Origin of the sequence: Patulibacter medicamentivorans (genome assembly GCF_000240225.1) — a bacterium.
Classification (GTDB): domain Bacteria; phylum Actinomycetota; class Thermoleophilia; order Solirubrobacterales; family Solirubrobacteraceae; genus Patulibacter; species Patulibacter medicamentivorans.
In genome coordinates, this window is the sequence record NZ_AGUD01000309.1 from 1 (window position 1) to 16,614 (window position 16,614).

Consider the following 16,614-nt stretch of genomic DNA (forward strand, 5'->3'; position numbering starts at 1 on the left):
GACCCCACCCCGCCGGTGACCACCCACCAAGCGCCACTCACCCCCCGCTCAGCACCGTCGCCGCGCCACCGGGCCCCGCCAGCCCGATCCGCCGCGCCGAGCCACCCAACGCCGCGCCCACACGGCCAACCCCGCCAAGCGCACCGCACCCAGCGGTCGACCACCCACGCCCGGCCCGCCCAGCCAACGCCGACAAGCCCCTGCAACCCAGCGGCCCGACGCGAGCACCCCACCCACGCCCCCGAACAGCCGCCCCGCCGGGAGGACGCCCCAAGGCCGACCAAGCCACCCAACGCGCGACCAGGACCGGCCCAGTCAGCGCCCGGCCCCTACCCGTCGTACAGCGCCAGCAGCTGCGTGCCGCGCACGGTCCGGCGGACGACGACGTTGCGGCCCTGGCGCTCTCGGGCGACCAGGCCGGCTTCCTCGAGCACGGTCACGTGGCGGGTGGCCGCGCTCGGCACGGCGAGCAGCGCGTCGGCGACGTCGCCGGCCGTCGTCGGGCGGTCGAGGTGGCGCAGGACCCGGGCTCGCGCGGGGCCGACGAGCGCCTCGAGGGCGTCAGGGGTCGGCCTCGCCAGATCGGGCTCGACGTGCAGCAGCCGGTTGCGGCCCGGCAGCGGGTAGGCGATGTGCGTCAGCTCGTCGCCGCGGTGTTGGACGATGATCCGGTGCGTCCCGGTCAGCATCGGGATCAGGACCAGGCCGGCGGATCCGACGTGCAGGTCGAGGGTGTCGTGGTAGTCGGGCAGGACCAGGGCGCCGTCCTCGACGCGGGCCTCGGGGTGGACGCCGGCCAGCAACTCGGCGAGCGCGCCGCGGGCGGCGGCCGCGCCGACCCGCTCGACCTCGCGCTCGAGCAGCGCCTCGGCCCGCGTCCAGAGCGGCGTGACCGCGTCGCCGGCCCGCTGGAGGGCGGCGGCGTACATCCCGACCCAGCGCAGCGGCTGGCGGGCGACCGGCTGCCAGTGACCGGGGACCTGCGGGCCCAGCTCCAGCTCGAGCTCGTCGAGCAGCACGTCGCGGCCGGCCGTCACGATCCGGTCGAGGTCGTCCGCCAGCGGCACCAGGTGCGCCTCGGGCATCGGGATCAGGCAGTTCGGGACCGCCGGCGTCCGCGGGTCGACGACCGGGGCGACCGCCTCGCGGGCGCGGGCGGGCAGCATCTGGCGGATCGCGTCGCGCCAGGGGCCCGGCAGGTGACCGCGCGGGTGGTAGGCGTCGGCCAGCAGGGCGATCAGCGACGCCAGCGGGGCGATCGCGACGCGCAGCGGCCAGCGGTGCGCATCGGCGAGGCCGATGCGGAGACGCGCGGGGGCGAGTGGTCGATCCATCGTCGTGCCCGTCGCTGCGGCGGGCCGGTCGGCGGGCGGTTGGGGGCGGGACCCGGCGACCACGTCGAGAGTACACCGCGGCTCCGAGGTCACCGGGGGATCCGGCGGGGGAGCGGCGTCCCCTCTGTACTTGCAAAGTACTCACCGATACTCGTAAGGTACGCGCGTGGCCGATGTCGACCTCCTCGCCGAGCACCCGGACATCGCCGCCGTCGCCGCGACCCAGCCGGGCGGGCACAGCGCCCAGCGCAGCCGGCTGCTCTACGCGGTCGCTCGCGTGGTCGGCGAGCGGACCTACGCGGGGACGACCGTCGCCGACGTCGTGCGTCAGGCCGGCGTCTCGCGGACGACCTTCTACGCCGAGTTCGCCGGCAAGGAGGAGGTCTTCCTCGAGGCCTACCGCCACGGGGTCGACGTGATCGACGCGCGGATCGACCGGGCCGTCCGCACCACCACCGACTGGCGCGCCCAGCTGCGCGCCGGCATCGACGCCTACCTGCGGGCGCTGGCCGACGGGCCGGTCTTCGCTCGCGCCTACCTGCTGCAGCTGCCGCTCGCCGGGCCGGCGGCGCTGGCCGCTCGCGACGTCGCGCTGCGGCGGTTCGCCGAGCGCTACCGGCAGACGTTCGTGCTCGCCCGCCGCGAGCGGCCCGAGCTGGCCGAGCCCCCGGCCGACGCGCTCCACGTCCTCTGCGCCGGCACCGAGCACCTCGCCGCCGACCGCGTCCGCGCCGGCCAGGTCGACCGCCTGCCGGAGCTCGCCGACGTCTTCTGCCACTGCGCCGAGTCGGTGTTGATGGGGCCCGCCCGCCCCGCCGTGCCACTCGAGCGCCCCGCGCCCGACCCCGACCCCGACCTCGCTGCCGATCCCGACCTCGCCTGAGGAGCCACCCGTGGACCTGACCTTCACCCCCGAGCAGACCGCCTTCCAGGAGGAGCTGCGGACCTGGTTCGCCGCCAACCGGCCGACCGATCCGCCGGACGACGAGGACGCCGCCTACCAGTGGCGGCGTCAGTGGCAGAAGACGCTGCACGGCGCCGGGCTGGCCGGCGTCCACTGGCCGAAGGAGTACGGCGGCCGCGGCGCGACCCTCTCCGAGACGGCGATCTTCTTCGAGGAGCTGGGCCGCGCCGGCGCGCCGCTGCCGGCCGACGTCCTCGGCCTGCTGCTGGCCGGCCCGACGCTGATGGTCTGGGGCAGCCAGGAGCAGAAGGACCGGCTGCTGCCGACCATCCTCGACGCCGAGGAGAGCTGGTGCCAGGGCTTCAGCGAGCCCGACGCCGGATCGGACTTCGGCGCCGTCAAGACCCGGGCCGTCAAGGACGGCGACGACTGGGTCGTGACCGGCCAGAAGGTCTGGACCTCGGGCGCCCAGTACGCCAAGTGGTGCATGCTCGTCGCCCGCACCGGCGACCCGGCCGAGGCCGGCGGACCGGCCAAGCACAAGGGCCTGACCTACTTCGTGCTCGACATGGAATCGCCCGGCGTCGAGGTCCGGCCGCTGGTCCAGATCACCGGCAGCCCCGAGTTCAACGAGCTGTTCCTCGACGAGGTCCGGATCCCCGACTCGGCCGTCGTCGGCGGCGTCGGCAACGGCTGGAAGGTCGCGCTGACGACGCTGATGAACGAGCGCGCGGGGCTGGCGTTCTTCCTCCAGGTCCGCCTGCGCCAGCAGCTCGACGCGCTGGTCGACCGGGCGGCCGGGGCGGGCGGGACCGACGGCGTGATCGACGATCCCGTGGTCGCGGACAAGATCGCCGACCTGCACCTGCGGACCGAGGCGCTGCGGCTGCTGGCCTGGAAGGGCCTGACCGCGATCGAGCGCTACGGCCAGCCGGGACCGGAGGGCTCGCTCGGCAAGTGGCTGTGGAGCGAGACCAACCAGCAGCTGGTCGAGGTCGCCGCCGACGTCTTCGGCAGCGAGGCGCTGATCGACGGCGAGCCGTGGGCCTACGAGCTGCTGCGCGCCCGCGGCAACTCGATCGAGGGCGGCACCACGGAGATCCAGAAGAACATCGTGGCCGAGCGGGTCCTGGGCCTGCCGCGGGTCTGAGCGGGAGGAGATCGAGATGCGATTCGAACTGTCCGAGGACCAGCAGGAGATCCAGCGCACCGCGCGCGAGCTGCTCGCCGAGCGCTCGTCGTTCACCCAGGTGCGCGCCGCCGGCGAGGCCCGTCGCGAGGACGACGCCCTCTGGGCCGAGCTGCGCGACCTGGGCTGGCCCGGGATCGCGGTCGACGAGGCCCACGGCGGCTCCGGCCTGGGCGTGATCGAGTTGGCGGCGATCGCCGAGGAGCTGGGCCGCGCGGTCGCGCCGGTGCCGTTCCTGGGCACGGCGCTGGCCGGGCTCGTCGTCCAGCACGACGCCAGCGACGGCGACCGCGAGCGGTGGCTTCCGGGCCTGGCCAGCGGCGAGCTGCGCGGCGCGGTGACCCTGCCCGGCGACGCGGTCCCGGTGCCGGGCGCCTCGGACGAGGGCCTGGTCGTGGTGGCCGGGGCCGACGGGCCGCAGCTGCACGCTCCCGGAAGCGGCGTCGCGGTCGCGGTCGACGCGATCGACCCGACGCGCGGCCACGGCCGGGTGACCGTCGCCGGGGCCGCCCCGCGCGACGGCGGACCGGGCGGTGGCCTCGACCGGGCGACGATCGTGGTCGCGGCCGAGCTGGTCGGCGTGCTGCAGCGGGCGCTCGAGGCGACCGTCGACTACGTCAAGGACCGCAAGCAGTTCGGCGTCCCCGTCGGCAGCTTCCAGGCGGTCAAGCACGAGGCCGCGCAGATGCTGCGCGATGTCGAGGTGGCGAAGGTGCTGGTGGCCAACGCGGCCTGGGTCGCCGACGCCGGGGACCAGGCGAAGCTGAGCGAGGCCGCGGCGCTGGCGAAGGCCGCCGCCTCGGCCGCCGGCCGGCGGGTCAGCGCCCAGGCGATCCAGCTGCACGGCGGGATCGGCTTCACCTGGGAGGCCGATCTGCACTGGCTGTTCAAGCGGGCGCAGATCGACGCGGTGCTGCTGGGCGGGGCCGGGCACCACCGCCAGCGGATCGCGCGCTATGCCGTGCCGCGGGCCGCGGCCGCCGTCTGAGGGCGGCGCGGGCCGGTGGCGTCGCGGCGGGTCAGTCGTCGTCTGCGGCGACCGCGGCCTCGGCGGCCAGCCACCGCCAGAGCCTGCGGGCGGGCTCCTGCGCACCGGCGCCACCGGCGCCGCCGCGGCGCCGGACCGCCCGCAGCTCGCGCCGCAGGTCGGCCCCGCGGACCCGCCGGGTGACGAGCGTCCCCGCCTCGACCTCGCGGCCGACGGCCAGCGGCGAGAGCAGCGCGAACCCGTCCCCGCCGGCGACCGAGCGCTTGACCGACTCGAGGCTCATCGCCTCCAGCGACGGGCGCAGCGCGACCCCGGCGGCGGCGAGCGCGTCCTCGGCCACGGTCCGGGTCCCGGACTCCGGCTCGCGGGTCAGGTAGGGCTCGCCGATCAGGTCGCGGGCGCCGACGGTCCGGCGACTCGCCCAGCGGTGGCCGGCGGCGACGACCACGACCAGCTCGTCGCGGCCGACGACCAGTGTCTCGACCCCGGTCACCGCGCGGCCGTGCTCGATGAACCCGAGGTCGACCTCGCCCTCGCGGACGGCGTGGACGACCGCGGGCGAGTTGGCGATCTGGACGGCCGCGTGCGGGGCGCCGCCGCTGCGGCGGTGGGCGGCGAGCCAGTCGGGCAGCAGGTACTCGCCGACGGTGTGGCTGGAGGCGATCCGCAGCGTGTCGCGCTGGGCGACCCGCTCGGCCCGCACCAGATCGGCGGCCCGGTGCAGGACGTCGAGCGCCCGCCGCGCCTCGGGGTAGAGCAGGCCGCCGGCCGCGGTCGGCCGGACGCCGAAGCGGCCCCGCTCCAGCAGCAGGATCCCGAGCTGGGCCTCGAGCCGGGCGATCCGCTTGGTGACCGCCGACTGGGTCAAGTCGAGCGCCTCGGCCGCGCCGCCCATCGTCCCGGTCTCGACCGCGGCGACGAGCGCCTCGAGATCGTGCGTCGCCGGTAGCGCGGGCCGCTCGCTCATCGTTCTCCCAGTATGCCACCGCGGAATGCCTCTGTCATTCCCTCATGGAATGAGAACGCGCGCCTTCGCGCTGGTCGCCGGTCTTCGCGACGCCACGATCCGGACACGGACCAGACCGTCGCCCCGATCCCGCCGCGCACCCTCGGGCGGCGGACGGCGTCGGGGGCGGCCGGGGCGGTCTCGTGCGCGGGCGACGGAGTGAGATGGCGATCGTGCGCGGCCGGCCGTCGAGTTGCCATCTCGAAGCCGGCGACAGGACGAGACAGCGATCGTGTGCCTCAGGACCGTCGAATCGCCATCTGGGAGCAGACGGCAGGGCGAGACGACGATCGTGCGGCCGCCGGACGCCCGGCTCGGGCCTCCGCGCCTCCGACCCCTCAGGCCTCGGCCGCCGCCCGCGCCTGCTCGGTCGCGGCGTAGGCGGCCGCGGCATCCGAGAGCGCGGTGACCATCGCGTCGTTGACCTTCGAGTCGGCGGCGGTCTCGGCGGTCATCGCGACGATCCGGCGGACGATCCGCTGCTCGAGCGGGCGGATCACGACGTCGTTGCGCAGCGCTCGCAGCGCCAGCTCCGGGATCATCGCGACCGCCAGGCCGGCGGCCACCAGTCCGAGGCTGGCGCCGTAGTCGTCGGCCAGGTAGGCGCGGTTGGGGACGAAGCCCTCGGCCTCGCACGCCTGCTGCATCACGTCGCAGTCCGGGCAGGTGCGGGGCGACCCGAGGACCAGCGGCTCGCCGGCCAACGCGGCGATCGGGACCTCGTCGAGGTCGGCCAGCGGGTGGTCGGGCGGCAGCGCGCAGTAGAGCGGGTCGTCGATCAGGCGGGTGGCGCGAAAGCCCGGCGGCGGCCCGGGGCTGGCGCCGAGGCTGGTGACCGCCACGTCGAGCTGCCCCTGGCGCAGCAGGTCCAGTCCCGGGGCCGGCTCGGCCAGCTCGAACTTGACGCAGACGTCCGGGTAGCGGTCGCCGAACGCCCGCAGGCCCGACGGGACGAACGAGCCGACCGTGCTCGGGAACGCCGACACCCGCACCTGGCCCCCGCGCATCGTGGCGATCGCCTGCATCTCGGCGTCGGCGGCGTCGACCCGCGCGAGGATCTCCTCGGCGTGGCGCAGCAGGGCCTCGCCGGCGACCGTCAGGCGGGCGCCGCGCGGCGTCCGCTCGACCAGGGGCTGGCCGGTCTGCCGCTCGAGCATCGCGAGCTGCCGCGAGACCGCCGGCTGGGTGTAGTCCAGGGCGTCGGCGGCGGCCGAGATCGAGCCGCGACGGGCGACCTCGCGCAGGACGCGCAGGTGCAGGAGCTCCATGGCCCACCGACAGTAGACCCGCGGGGGCGGCAGGTCCATGCGAAGCCGGCATGCCGGCCATGTCGCGGCGGGCCGGCGAACGGGCGCATGGCGGCCATGCCGGAGTGCGATGGAGAACCGCGCGCCGCCGCGCCACAGTGGATCGCAGCCCCGATCCCGGTCCGCGCCGGCCAGGGGGCCACCCGCGGCGAACTGGTCCACAGGTCCGTTTTCCGCGTGCCGGCCCAGGCGGCAGCGGCGAAGCTGGAGCACGATCGACGGGGATGCCGACGGAAGGCGACACGATGAGCACCGGACCTCTCTCCTTCGACGACGCGTTCGCCGCCCGGGCCGCGCGTCGGGCCGTCGCCCAGACCGCCGCCGACCACGTCGCGAACGATCGCCTCGCCCCCGACCGCCCGGCCGCGCGCCGCGCGCGGATCCTCGTGCAGGAGTCGATCGAGCTGCGTCCCGCGACGACCGACGACGCCGACGCCCTGCGGACGATCGCCGAGCGCGACAGCGCCAGCGTCCCGCCCGGTCCCCTCGTGCTGGCCGAGACGGCGGGAACGCCGCTGGCCGCCGTCAGCCTCGCCACCGGCGAGGTGATCGCCGACCCGTTCTGGCCCACGGCCGCCGCCGTCCAGGCTCTGCGCGGCTTCGCGCACGGCCGCCGACGACGGCGCTGGCCGGGGCTGGCGCGCTCCTGACGGCGATCACCGGTGCGGCGGTCCCCAGCCGCGACCGCACCAGGACGAGGGGCCTGGCGGATCCGTTCGCCGGGCCCCTCGCCGTCCGCGGTCCCGGATCGGACGTCCGCGGGCGGCCGCGCTAGCCTGCGGAGTCGTGACCCTCGACCGTCTTCCCCTCCTCGCCAGCGGCAAGGTCCGCGACATCTACGACCTCGACGACCGGCTGCTGCTGGTCGCCAGCGATCGCGTATCGACCTACGACGTCGTGCACCCGAACACGATCCCGGGCAAGGGCGCGGTCCTGACGGGGGTCTCGGCCTTCTGGTTCGACAAGACGGCGCACATCGTGCCCAACCACGTCGTCTCCTACACCGACGGCGTGCCGGACGAGGCCCGCGGCCGCGGCGTGGTCGTCCGCAAGCTGCAGATGCTCCCGATCGAGGCGATCGTCCGCGGCCACATCACCGGCTCGGGCTGGAAGGACTACCAGGCGACGGGCAAGGTCTCCGGCGTCGAGCTGCCGGCCGGCCTGCTGGAGAGCCAGGAGCTGCCGGTCCCGATCTTCACGCCCTCGACCAAGGCCGAGCTGGGCCTGCACGACGAGGCGATCGACTTCGCCCGGGCGGCCGAGCTGCTGAACGACGTCGCGCCCGACGGCGACGGCGACGCGCTGGCGACCAAGGTCCGCGAGGCCGCGATCGCGCTCTACAAGTTCGGGCACGAGCACGCCCGCTCGCGCGGGGTGATCCTGGCCGACACGAAGTTCGAGTTCGGGCTCGACCCCGAGACCGGTCAGCTGATCCTCGGCGACGAGGCGCTGACGCCGGACTCCTCGCGCTACTGGCCGGCCGACGAGTTCGAGGTCGGCACCACGCCGCCGAGCTTCGACAAGCAGTACGTCCGCGACTGGGCGGTCGCCTCGGGCTGGGACAAGACCCCGCCGGCGCCGGAGATCCCCGCCGAGGTCGTGAAGGGGACGCAGGAGCGCTACGCCGAGGCCTACGAGCGGATCACCGGCGAGTCGCTGTCCTCGTGGCTGGAGCGGACCGCTCCGGCGCGCTGAGGTCGTTCGCGGAACGACCCCGGAAGGAGGTGCGGGGGGCGCCGCCGAAGCGACGCCCCCCGCGGGAGGAGAGAGGGACGCTAGGCGTCCTCAGGTGCATCATCCAACGGAACGCCGACGCTGGGCGTGTCGTTGGTCACGCAAGCGCCGCTCGTCGTCCCGGGCCGGCGGGCGCGCGGCGGGGGCGGGCCGCTTTCCCACCCGCGGCAGCAGCTACCATCGCGGGCGTCGGATGCACCGCCGCCGCCTCCGACGCTCCCTCCGACGCTCGACCTCGCTAGGACCCGCCGCGATGCCCCACGCCCGCATCCTCATCCGGCCCAAGGCCGGCATCCTCGACCCGCAGGGCGTCGCCGTCGAGCAGGCGCTGCCCCAGCTCGGGTTCCAGCCCGCCGAGAACGTCCGGATCGGCCGGCTCGTCGAGCTCGACGTCGCCGACGCGACCGAGCTGGAGGCGATCTGCGACAAGCTGCTCGCCAACCCGCTGATCGAGGACTACGAGATCCAGGTCGACGCCTGATGCGCGTCGGCGTCGTCCAGTTCCCCGGCTCGTGCGACGAGGTCGACGCGCTGCTCGCCGCCGAGCGGGCGGTCGGGGCCGGCAACGCGGAGCTGCTGTGGCACCGCGACCGCGACCTCAAGGGCGTCGACGCGGTCGTCGTCCCCGGCGGCTTCTCCTACGGCGACTACCTGCGGGCCGGCGCGATCGCCGCGCTCAGCCCGGCGATGGAGTCGGTCGCCGCCTTCGCTCGCGACGGCGGCCCGGTGCTGGGGATCTGCAACGGCTTCCAGGTCCTCTGCGAGGCCGGCCTGCTGCCCGGCACGATGCTGATGAACGTCGGCCGGCGGTTCGTCTTCCGCCAGGTCGAGCTGGACGTGGTCGCCGCCGACACCGCCTGGACCCGCGCGACCCGCCGCGGCCAGCTGCTGTCGATCCCGGCCAAGCACCAGACCGGTCGCTGGTACGCGCCGGACGAGACGGTCGAGCGGCTGGTCGCCGACGACCAGGTGGTCTTCCGCTACGCCGCCGGCGACAACTACAACGGCTCGTCCGACGGGATCGCGGGCGTCTGCAACGCCGCCCGCAACGTCGTCGGCCTGATGCCCCATCCCGAGCACGCCGTCGACCCGCTGACCGGGTCCGCGGACGGCCTGCTCCTGTTCCGCTCGCCGCTGGAGGCCGCCGGTGTCGCCTGATCCCGCCACCACCCTGCCGGCCCCGCGCGAGCTGGCGCCCGGCATCGTCCCGGTCGGCGAGGCCCCGGGCGTCGAGGCCGCGGTCGGCCTCGGCCTGACCCGCGACGAGTACGCGCTGGTGGTCGAGAAGCTCGGCCGCGAGCCGGTCCAGGTCGAGCTGGCGATGTTCTCGCTGATGTGGAGCGAGCACTGCGCCTACAAGCACTCGAAGCTGCTGCTGAAGACGCTGCCGACCGAGGGCCCCGCGCTGGTGCTCGGCCCGGGCGAGAACGCCGGCGCGGTCGACGTCGGCGACGGCTGGACGGTCGCGTTCAAGGTCGAGTCGCACAACCACCCCTCGGCGGTCGAGCCGTTCCAGGGCGCGGCGACCGGCGTCGGCGGGATCCTGCGCGACATCTTCGCGCTCGGCGCGCGGCCGATCGCGGTCCTCGACGCGCTGCGCTTCGGCGAGGTCGAGGACTCCGACCGCTCGCGCTTCCTGCTCGACGGCGCGGTTCGCGGGATCGGCCACTACGGCAACTCGATCGGCGTCCCGAACATCGGCGGCGACGTCTACTTCGAGGGTCCCTACGAGACCAACTGCCTGGTCAACGCGATGGCGCTGGGCCTGCTGCGGCAGGAGAAGCTGATGCTCTCGGCGGCCACCGGCGTCGGCAACGTCGTGGTCCTGTTCGGCGCCTCGACCGGCCGCGACGGGATCGGCGGCGCCTCGGTGCTGGCCTCGGCGGAGCTCGGCGAGGACGACGCCGACAAGCGCCCGACGGTCCAGGTCGGCGACCCGTTCGAGGAGGCCAAGCTCGTCGAGTGCACGCTCGAGCTGCTCGACAAGGGGCTGCTGGAGTCGGTCCAGGACCTCGGCGCCGCCGGCCTGACGTCGTCGGCGTCGGAGATGGCGTCGAAGGGCGAGGTCGGCCTGGACCTGGACGTCGCGCTGGTGCCGCGGCGCGAGGCCGGGCTGGAGCCGTTCGAGGTGATGGTCTCCGAGTCGCAGGAGCGGATGCTCTGCGTCGTCACGCCCGACCGGGTCGACGAGGTGATCGCGATCACCGACAAGTGGGACGTCCACGGCACCGCGATCGGCGTCGTCACCGACAGCCGCCGCTTCCGGGTCTACGACGGCGACGCGCTGGTCGGCGACATGCCGGTCCCCGCGCTGGTCGACGACTGCCCGCTGTACGAGATCCACCCGCAGAAGCCCGCCGGTGGGCCGGCCGAGATCTACCCCGCCCCGGTCGCTCGGATCGCCGGTGGGACGCCGGTCCGCGACGCGCTGCTGGCGCTGGTCGGCAGCGCCAACGTCGCCGACCGCCGGCCGCTGTTCGAGCAGTACGACCCGGTCGTCCAGTCGCGGACGGTGCGCCGTCCGGGGCAGGCCGACGCCGCGGTCCTGATGATCCCGGGGCCGGCCGGTCGCCGGGCGGTCGTCGGCGGGCTCGCCGGGCCGACCGACATCGCGGCCCTCGAGGCCGCCGAGGGCAGCGGCCCGGAGAGCGGCGCGCCGATCCCCGGCGTCGGCGTCTCGATCGACGGCTCCGGCCGCCGGGTCGCGGCCGACCCGTACACCGGCACCGTCTGGAACGTCCTGGAGTGCGCGGCCAACCTGGCCTGCGTCGGGGCCGAGCCGCTCGGCCTGACCAACAACCTGAACTTCGGCAACCCCGAGAAGCCGCACATCGCGTGGCAGCTGACCGAGTCGGTCCGCGGCCTCGGCGACGCCTGCCGCGCGACCGGTGCGCCGGTCGTCGGCGGCAACGTCTCGCTCTACAACGAGGGCACGACGGGGCCGATCTACCCGACGCCGGTTGTCGGCATGGTCGGCAAGGTGCCCGACGTGACGGTCACCGCGCCGCTGGGCTTCCAGCGCCACGGCGACGCGATCGCGCTGGTCGGCAGCTTCGCGCCCCAGCTGGCGCTGTCCGAGCTGGCCAAGCTCGAGGGCCGCGCGCTGCCCGACGGGCTGCCGGCCTGGGACGTCGAGCGCGCGGTCGCGGGGATCGTCGCGGTCCGCGAGGCCGTCCGCCGCGGCGAGCTCTCGAGCGCCCACGACATCGCCGAGGGCGGGCTGCTGGTGGCGCTCGCCGAGTCCGCGATCGCCGGCGGCTTCGGCGCCACCGTCGAGGTCCAGCCGTTCGCCGTCGACGGCGACGCCCGCGCGTCGCTGTTCGGCGAGGCGCCCGGCGGCTTCGTCGTCTCGGCTCCCCGCACGGTCCTCGAGGCGCTGGCCGGCCAGGTCCCGGTCACGATCCTCGGCGAGGTCGGCGGCGGCGAGCTGCGCGTCCGCTGCGGCGGCGAGACGGCGGTCGCGACGCTCGACGAGCTGCGCGACGCGCACGGCTCGCTGGCGCGGTTCTTCGCGTAGCCGCGGCGGGCGGCGCGGGGGCGCGGGCGCGGGGCGCGGGGGACGATCGCCGTCTCGCGGGGGCGGCGGCAGCGAGACGACGATCGGACGTCCTCGGGCCGCCCGAACGTGACCTCGTCGCCGGCCCGGTCGCGAGACGACGATCGGCGGCACCCCGATCGGCCACGACGGTCGGCGCGCCGGGGATCAGGGGCCTGCGCTTCGCCGACGAGGTCGAGACCGCCGACGCGGCGGCCGCCTTCGTGAGCCCGGGCGGCCTGCGGGACGACCTGCGGTCGGCGCTCAGCGGCGGCGAGCAGCCGGCCGCCGCCTCACCCGCGCGGGTGGCGAGAACCCCCACGGGGAGGGGAGATCCGCCCCACCGCAGAGGGATGGGCGGGAGTCGTCCCGAGGCGCAGGATGAGCTCATCCACCAACCGCCCTCCGAGGAGCTCACGATGACCACCACGACCGCCACTCACCCGCGCCCCCTTCCCGCCCCGCGCCGTTCGCGCCGCCTGGCCGTCGGGGCGCTCGTCACCGCCGTCGCCGCCCTCGGCGGCACCGGGATGGTCGGGACCGCGTCCGCCGACGCCGCCCAGACCTTCCGCTCCAAGACCGGCAACATCTTCTGCAAGGCCTCCCGCTCGACGATCTCCTGCGAGTCGCGGGCGTCCGGCATCCGCTACGTCCTCTCCCGCTACGGCGGGGCCTACCGGACCGGCGCCACCTACCGCGGCGTCGGCAACACGACCCTCGGCTACGGGATGACCTACCGCGTCGGCAGCTTCCGCGTCCGCTCCGGCACGGCCGGCTTCACCGTCACCAACCGCTCGGGCCGCGGCTTCTTCATCGAGCGGTACGCCGCGTACCGCTTCTGACGGTGGCGCGAGGCGGCCGTGGACGCTTCGGATCTCGCCACCGTGCTCGTTCGGCAGTGCTGGCGCACGGTTCTCGCCTCCCGGCGGCGAGCTCCTCGGTCCACGACCACCTCGCATCCACCGTCGCGGGTCGGGCCTCGCTACCCTCGGCGGCATGCAACTGCGTGCTGCCGACGGCGCCTCCGCCGCGCAGGGGTTGAAGCTGGTGCTCGCGGCGGAGCGGGACGGGCTGCCGTTCCTGCGGCTCTCCGACGGCGAGGGCCGCACGATCGTCGCCGTCCTGGAGCCCGAGGACGCGCGGATCACCGTCGGCCGGGCACCGGCCTGCGACCTGGTGATCGACCACGACCCGGGCGTCTCGCGGGTGCACTTCGAGCTGGAGCGGGTCGCCGACGGCTGGGTGGTCAGCGACGACGGGCTCTCGCGCAACGGGACCCACGTCGACGACCGCAAGCTCGACGGACGGCTGCGGCTCAACGAGGGCACGGTCCTGCGGATCGGCGGCACCGCGATCGAGTTCCGCGACCCGCGCGACGGCGAGACGATCGCGGCCACCCGCACGATCGGCCTCGGTAGCCTGCCGCCGGTCGTCACGCCGGCCCAGCTGGCCGTGCTCAAGGAGCTGTGCCGGCCGATGGTCGTCGACGGCGCGGGCGCTCCCGCACCCAACCAGGCGATCGCCAGCACCCTCTTCCTGTCGGTCGAGACGGTCAAGAGCCACCTCAAGGTGCTCTACGAGCGCTTCGACCTGGACGGCACCCCGGCCCAGGGCAAGCGCTCCGAGCTGGCCGCCCGGGCCCTGCGGTCGGGGCTGGTGCGACGGGCCGACCTGGAGTAGCCGCGACGGCCGGGCGGCCGCGGCCTAGGCGCCCCGCCCGAGCCCGGTCCAGAGCAGCTCGGTGCCGGCGTCGACCAGGGCGGCCCGCGAGGCGTCCTCGTGCTCGCGCCACCAGGCGACCGCCCCGCTGAGGGCGGCGATCAGCATCTCGACGATGATCTCGACCTGGGCCGGATCGCGGTCCAGCCCCGCCTCGTGCGCGTCCGCCGACAGCAGCGCCGCGACCGCCGCCGTCCGCGCCTGGCGGATCTCGCGCCAGGTCGCGTCGATCGCGGCGTCGCCGTGGGTGGCGTTGCCGAACAGCAGTCGCCAGGCGGGCGGATGGCGCTCGGCGAAGGTGAAGACCGCGTCCATCGTCGCCCGCATCCGATCGCGGGGGGACCCATCGCCCGAGATGCTCGCGCCGATGTGGCCCATGAAGAGCGCGTTCTGCTGCTCGACGACGGCCAGGAAGACCGCCTTCTTCGACGCGAAGTGGTCGTAGAGGACCGCGCGGGTGACCCCGGATGCCTCGGCGATCTGGCCCATGCTGGTGCTGCCGTAGCCGTTCGAGGCGAATACCTCGAGCGCCGCCGCGAGGATCCGCGTCCGGCGGGCCGGTGCGGGCATCCGTCGCTTCGGCGTGGGATCGGTCGTCGCTACCGACACATGCGCAGGTTAGCAGCGGTCCTCGACGTCCTCGAAAGGGCGCCCGATGGCGCCGCAGACTGGGGCTCCATGACGCTCCGGCAGATCCTCACGTTGACAACCAACACAGCTGTTGGTTACGGTCCTCGCGTCGAGCACGGAGGCTGAGATGGGCGACGGAGAGCAGCGCGGGTTGGGGCAGCAGGACGGCGTCTCGCGTCGTCGGTTCCTGCGCGACGCCGGAGCGGTCGGTGCGATCGCGGCGACGTCCGGGGTCTTCGCCGGCCCAGCCCGCGCCGCCACGAGCAACCGGCGGGTCGCGGTCCTCGGCGGCGGCATGGCGGGGCTCGCGGCCGCGCACGAGCTGGCCGAGCGCGGCTTCCAGGTCACGGTCTACGAGCGCAACGCGCTCGGCGGCAAGGCCCGCAGCATCCCGGTCGCGGGGACCGGCCGCGGCGGCCGTCGCGACCTCCCGGGCGAGCACGGGTTCCGGTTCTTCCCGGGCTTCTACCACCACGTGCCCGACACGATGCGGCGGATCCCGTTCCCCGGCAATCCCGGCGGCGTCCGCGACAACCTGGTGGCGGCGACCGGCGGCAAGTTCCTCCGCAACGGCGATCGCGCCGACGCCGGGCCCTTCGGCCTGATCCCCGACCCCGTCGGGATGCTGACCCCCGACGGACTCCGGCGGCAGCTGACCGACTGGCTCTCCGGCTACGGGATCCCGCCCCACGAGCTGGTCTTCTTCGTCGAGCGGCTGCTGGTCTTCCTGACCAGCTGCGACGCCCGCCGCTTCGGCCAGTGGGAGCACGTCAGCTGGTGGGACTTCATCCGCGCCGAGGGCAAGTCGCAGGAGTACAAGACGGTCGCCGCGGCCGGGATGACCCGCAACGTGGTCGCCGCCAAGGAGACCGTCGCCAGCACCAGGACGATCGGCAACATGGCCGAGGCGTTCCTGATGACGATGATGAACCGCGGCAACGACGGGGCGCTCGACCGCGTCCTCGACCTGCCGACGAACGAGGCCTGGATCGACCCGTGGGTCGCGCACCTGCAGCGGCTCGGCGTCCGGTTCGAGGTCGGCCAGGCGGTCGACCGGCTCGAGGTCGGCGGCGGCCGGGTCACCGCGGCCTGGTCGCACGACGCGCGGCGCAGGCGCTACCGGATCGACGCCGACTGGTTCGTCTGCGCGATGCCGGTCGAGCGGGCCCGCAAGCTCTGGAGCCCCGAGGTGCTGGCCGTCGATCCGTCGCTGAAGCAGATGGACGAGCTGTTCGCCGACTGGATGGTCGGGATCCAGTACTTCCTCAAGCGCAAGGTCGACATCACCCGCGGCCACATCACCTTCATCGACGCGCCGTGGGCGCTGACGGGCCTCACCCAGGGGCAGTTCTGGAACAGCCGCGACTTCGGCCGCGACTACGGCGACGGGACCGCGGTCGACGCGTTGTCGATCGACATCTCCAACTGGGACGCGCCGGGGATCCTCTACGGCAAGCCCGCCAAGCGCTGCACCCCGGACCAGATCGCGCGCGAGGTCTGGGCCCAGATCAAGGCCCACGGCACCGCCGCCAAGCTGCTGCCGGACGACATCGTCCACTCCTGGTTCCTCGACCCGGGGATCGTCTGGAATCCAAAGACCGGCGCCAACCGCAACGTCACGCCGCTGCTGGTCAACACCGTCGGCAGCTGGGACAAGCGGCCGACCGCGCGCACCAAGCTGCCGAACCTGTTCCTGGCCGGCGACTACGTGCAGACCAACATCGACCTGGCGACGATGGAGGGCGCCAACGAGTCGGGCCGGGCCGCCGTCAACGCGCTGCTGGAGACGGCCGACTCGAGCGCCACGCCGGCCAGGACCTACACGCTCTACCGGGCGCCGGAGTTCGAGCTGCTGAAGGGCGTCGACCAGATCCTCCACAGCGCCGGGGCGCCGAACGCGCTCGACCTGCCACTCGGATGAGCGGCGCCGCCGAGCGGGTCGACGCGATCGTCGTCGGCGCTCGCTGCGCCGGGTCGGCGACGGCGATCGCGCTGGCGCGGGCGGGTCGTCGCGTGGTCGCCCTGGACCGCGCGCGCTTTCCCTCCGACACGCTCTCGACCCACCTGCTGTGGCCGTCGGGGGTCGCCGAGCTGCGGCGGCTGGGAGCGCTGCCGCGGGTCCTGGCGCTCGACGCGCCGCCGCTGCCGCGGGCCCTGGCGGGCGGCGCCGGGCTCGAGGTCCGCGGCGACTTCCGGCCCGTCGACGGGATCGACCACGCGCTCTGCGTGCGGCGGCCGGGGCTCGACGCCGCGCTCGTCGACGCCGCG

Annotated in this window: 16 protein-coding genes; 12 read left to right on the top strand and 4 right to left on the bottom strand. The window is 74.8% G+C overall.

The window, feature by feature from the left end:
- Nucleotides 1-329: 329 nt before the first annotated feature.
- On the bottom strand, nucleotides 330-1,334 hold the full coding sequence (locus PAI11_RS22370; RefSeq protein ID WP_007579008.1) for an ArsR/SmtB family transcription factor: 1,005 nt from the start codon (nucleotides 1,332-1,334) through the stop codon (nucleotides 330-332).
- A gap of 166 nt (nucleotides 1,335-1,500) precedes the next feature.
- Between PAI11_RS22370 and PAI11_RS25075 the strand changes: the two genes are divergently transcribed.
- Genes PAI11_RS25075 through PAI11_RS22385 form a run of 3 tightly spaced genes read left to right on the top strand, consistent with a single transcriptional unit; the run spans nucleotide 1,501 to nucleotide 4,415 of the window.
- On the top strand, nucleotides 1,501-2,217 hold the full coding sequence (locus PAI11_RS25075) for a TetR/AcrR family transcriptional regulator (RefSeq protein WP_050897361.1): 717 nt from the start codon (nucleotides 1,501-1,503) through the stop codon (nucleotides 2,215-2,217).
- 10 nt (nucleotides 2,218-2,227) lie between these two features.
- Entirely contained in the window at nucleotides 2,228-3,388 is a 1,161-nt protein-coding gene (locus PAI11_RS22380; RefSeq protein WP_007579011.1) for an acyl-CoA dehydrogenase family protein, read from the top strand.
- A 16-nt stretch (nucleotides 3,389-3,404) separates the two neighbouring features.
- Nucleotides 3,405-4,415 carry an acyl-CoA dehydrogenase family protein gene (locus PAI11_RS22385; RefSeq protein ID WP_007579013.1) on the top strand — a complete coding sequence of 337 codons (1,011 nt, stop codon included), beginning with the start codon at nucleotides 3,405-3,407 and terminating at the stop codon, nucleotides 4,413-4,415.
- Between the two features lie 31 nt (nucleotides 4,416-4,446).
- Here the strand turns inward: PAI11_RS22385 and PAI11_RS22390 are convergent, their stop codons facing one another.
- Together PAI11_RS22390 and PAI11_RS22395 are read right to left on the bottom strand one after the other, a co-directional pair.
- Nucleotides 4,447-5,382 (bottom strand): LysR family transcriptional regulator, encoded by a 936-nt coding sequence (locus PAI11_RS22390; RefSeq protein ID WP_007579015.1) that lies wholly within the window; start codon nucleotides 5,380-5,382, stop codon nucleotides 4,447-4,449.
- A gap of 377 nt (nucleotides 5,383-5,759) precedes the next feature.
- The gene (locus tag PAI11_RS22395; protein WP_007579017.1) at nucleotides 5,760-6,689 is read right to left on the bottom strand and encodes a LysR family transcriptional regulator; all 930 of its coding nucleotides are present in this window, start codon (nucleotides 6,687-6,689) and stop codon (nucleotides 5,760-5,762) included.
- 284 nt (nucleotides 6,690-6,973) lie between these two features.
- Here PAI11_RS22395 and PAI11_RS22400 point away from each other — a divergent pair, with 284 nt between their 5' ends.
- The 7 genes from PAI11_RS22400 to PAI11_RS22430 all read left to right on the top strand — a co-directional run bounded on the left by PAI11_RS22400 (nucleotide 6,974) and on the right by PAI11_RS22430 (nucleotide 13,677).
- Complete coding sequence (locus PAI11_RS22400) at nucleotides 6,974-7,378, top strand: hypothetical protein (RefSeq protein WP_138974493.1); 405 nt, start codon at nucleotides 6,974-6,976, stop codon at nucleotides 7,376-7,378.
- A 136-nt stretch (nucleotides 7,379-7,514) separates the two neighbouring features.
- On the top strand, nucleotides 7,515-8,423 hold the full coding sequence (locus tag PAI11_RS22405; RefSeq protein WP_007579021.1) for a phosphoribosylaminoimidazolesuccinocarboxamide synthase: 909 nt from the start codon (nucleotides 7,515-7,517) through the stop codon (nucleotides 8,421-8,423).
- 292 nt (nucleotides 8,424-8,715) lie between these two features.
- Nucleotides 8,716-8,943 carry a phosphoribosylformylglycinamidine synthase subunit PurS gene (gene purS / locus PAI11_RS22410; protein WP_007579023.1) on the top strand — a complete coding sequence of 76 codons (228 nt, stop codon included), beginning with the start codon at nucleotides 8,716-8,718 and terminating at the stop codon, nucleotides 8,941-8,943.
- Nucleotides 8,943-9,620 (top strand): phosphoribosylformylglycinamidine synthase subunit PurQ, encoded by a 678-nt coding sequence (purQ, locus tag PAI11_RS22415; protein ID WP_007579025.1) that lies wholly within the window; start codon nucleotides 8,943-8,945, stop codon nucleotides 9,618-9,620. The genes purS and purQ overlap by 1 nt, the downstream gene beginning before the upstream one ends.
- A complete protein-coding gene (gene purL / locus PAI11_RS22420; protein WP_007579027.1) occupies nucleotides 9,610-11,979 on the top strand; it encodes a phosphoribosylformylglycinamidine synthase subunit PurL in 2,370 nt (789 codons plus the stop codon). The genes purQ and purL overlap by 11 nt, the downstream gene beginning before the upstream one ends.
- 437 nt (nucleotides 11,980-12,416) lie before the next feature.
- Entirely contained in the window at nucleotides 12,417-12,839 is a 423-nt protein-coding gene (locus PAI11_RS22425) for a hypothetical protein (RefSeq protein WP_007579029.1), read from the top strand.
- 154 nt (nucleotides 12,840-12,993) lie between these two features.
- A complete protein-coding gene (locus PAI11_RS22430; protein ID WP_007579031.1) occupies nucleotides 12,994-13,677 on the top strand; it encodes an FHA domain-containing protein in 684 nt (227 codons plus the stop codon).
- Between the two features lie 24 nt (nucleotides 13,678-13,701).
- Here PAI11_RS22430 and PAI11_RS22435 read toward each other — a convergent pair whose 3' ends face one another.
- Nucleotides 13,702-14,286, bottom strand: a complete 585-nt coding sequence (locus tag PAI11_RS22435) for a TetR/AcrR family transcriptional regulator (RefSeq protein ID WP_007579033.1) — start codon at nucleotides 14,284-14,286, stop codon at nucleotides 13,702-13,704.
- Between the two features lie 187 nt (nucleotides 14,287-14,473).
- On the opposite strand from PAI11_RS22435, the gene PAI11_RS22440 reads away from it, so the two are divergent.
- Together PAI11_RS22440 and PAI11_RS22445 are read left to right on the top strand one after the other, a co-directional pair.
- Complete coding sequence (locus PAI11_RS22440; RefSeq protein ID WP_007579034.1) at nucleotides 14,474-16,267, top strand: FAD-dependent oxidoreductase; 1,794 nt, start codon at nucleotides 14,474-14,476, stop codon at nucleotides 16,265-16,267.
- Nucleotides 16,264-16,614: FAD-dependent oxidoreductase (locus tag PAI11_RS22445; RefSeq protein WP_040601426.1), on the top strand; the 351-nt coding region annotated here is incomplete at its 3' end. The genes PAI11_RS22440 and PAI11_RS22445, both read left to right, overlap by 4 nt.

Coding starts and splice junctions, on each gene's coding strand:
- PAI11_RS22370 (WP_007579008.1), bottom strand. CDS start 1,334: ATGGATCGACCACTCGCCCCCGCGCGTCTCCGCATCGGCCTCGCCGAT.
- PAI11_RS22385 (WP_007579013.1), top strand. CDS start 3,405: ATGCGATTCGAACTGTCCGAGGACCAGCAGGAGATCCAGCGCACCGCG.
- PAI11_RS22390 (WP_007579015.1), bottom strand. CDS start 5,382: ATGAGCGAGCGGCCCGCGCTACCGGCGACGCACGATCTCGAGGCGCTC.
- PAI11_RS22395 (WP_007579017.1), bottom strand. CDS start 6,689: ATGGAGCTCCTGCACCTGCGCGTCCTGCGCGAGGTCGCCCGTCGCGGC.
- PAI11_RS22400 (WP_138974493.1), top strand. CDS start 6,974: ATGAGCACCGGACCTCTCTCCTTCGACGACGCGTTCGCCGCCCGGGCC.
- purS (WP_007579023.1), top strand. CDS start 8,716: ATGCCCCACGCCCGCATCCTCATCCGGCCCAAGGCCGGCATCCTCGAC.
- purQ (WP_007579025.1), top strand. CDS start 8,943: ATGCGCGTCGGCGTCGTCCAGTTCCCCGGCTCGTGCGACGAGGTCGAC.
- PAI11_RS22425 (WP_007579029.1), top strand. CDS start 12,417: ATGACCACCACGACCGCCACTCACCCGCGCCCCCTTCCCGCCCCGCGC.
- PAI11_RS22430 (WP_007579031.1), top strand. CDS start 12,994: ATGCAACTGCGTGCTGCCGACGGCGCCTCCGCCGCGCAGGGGTTGAAG.
- PAI11_RS22435 (WP_007579033.1), bottom strand. CDS start 14,286: ATGCCCGCACCGGCCCGCCGGACGCGGATCCTCGCGGCGGCGCTCGAG.
- PAI11_RS22440 (WP_007579034.1), top strand. CDS start 14,474: ATGGGCGACGGAGAGCAGCGCGGGTTGGGGCAGCAGGACGGCGTCTCG.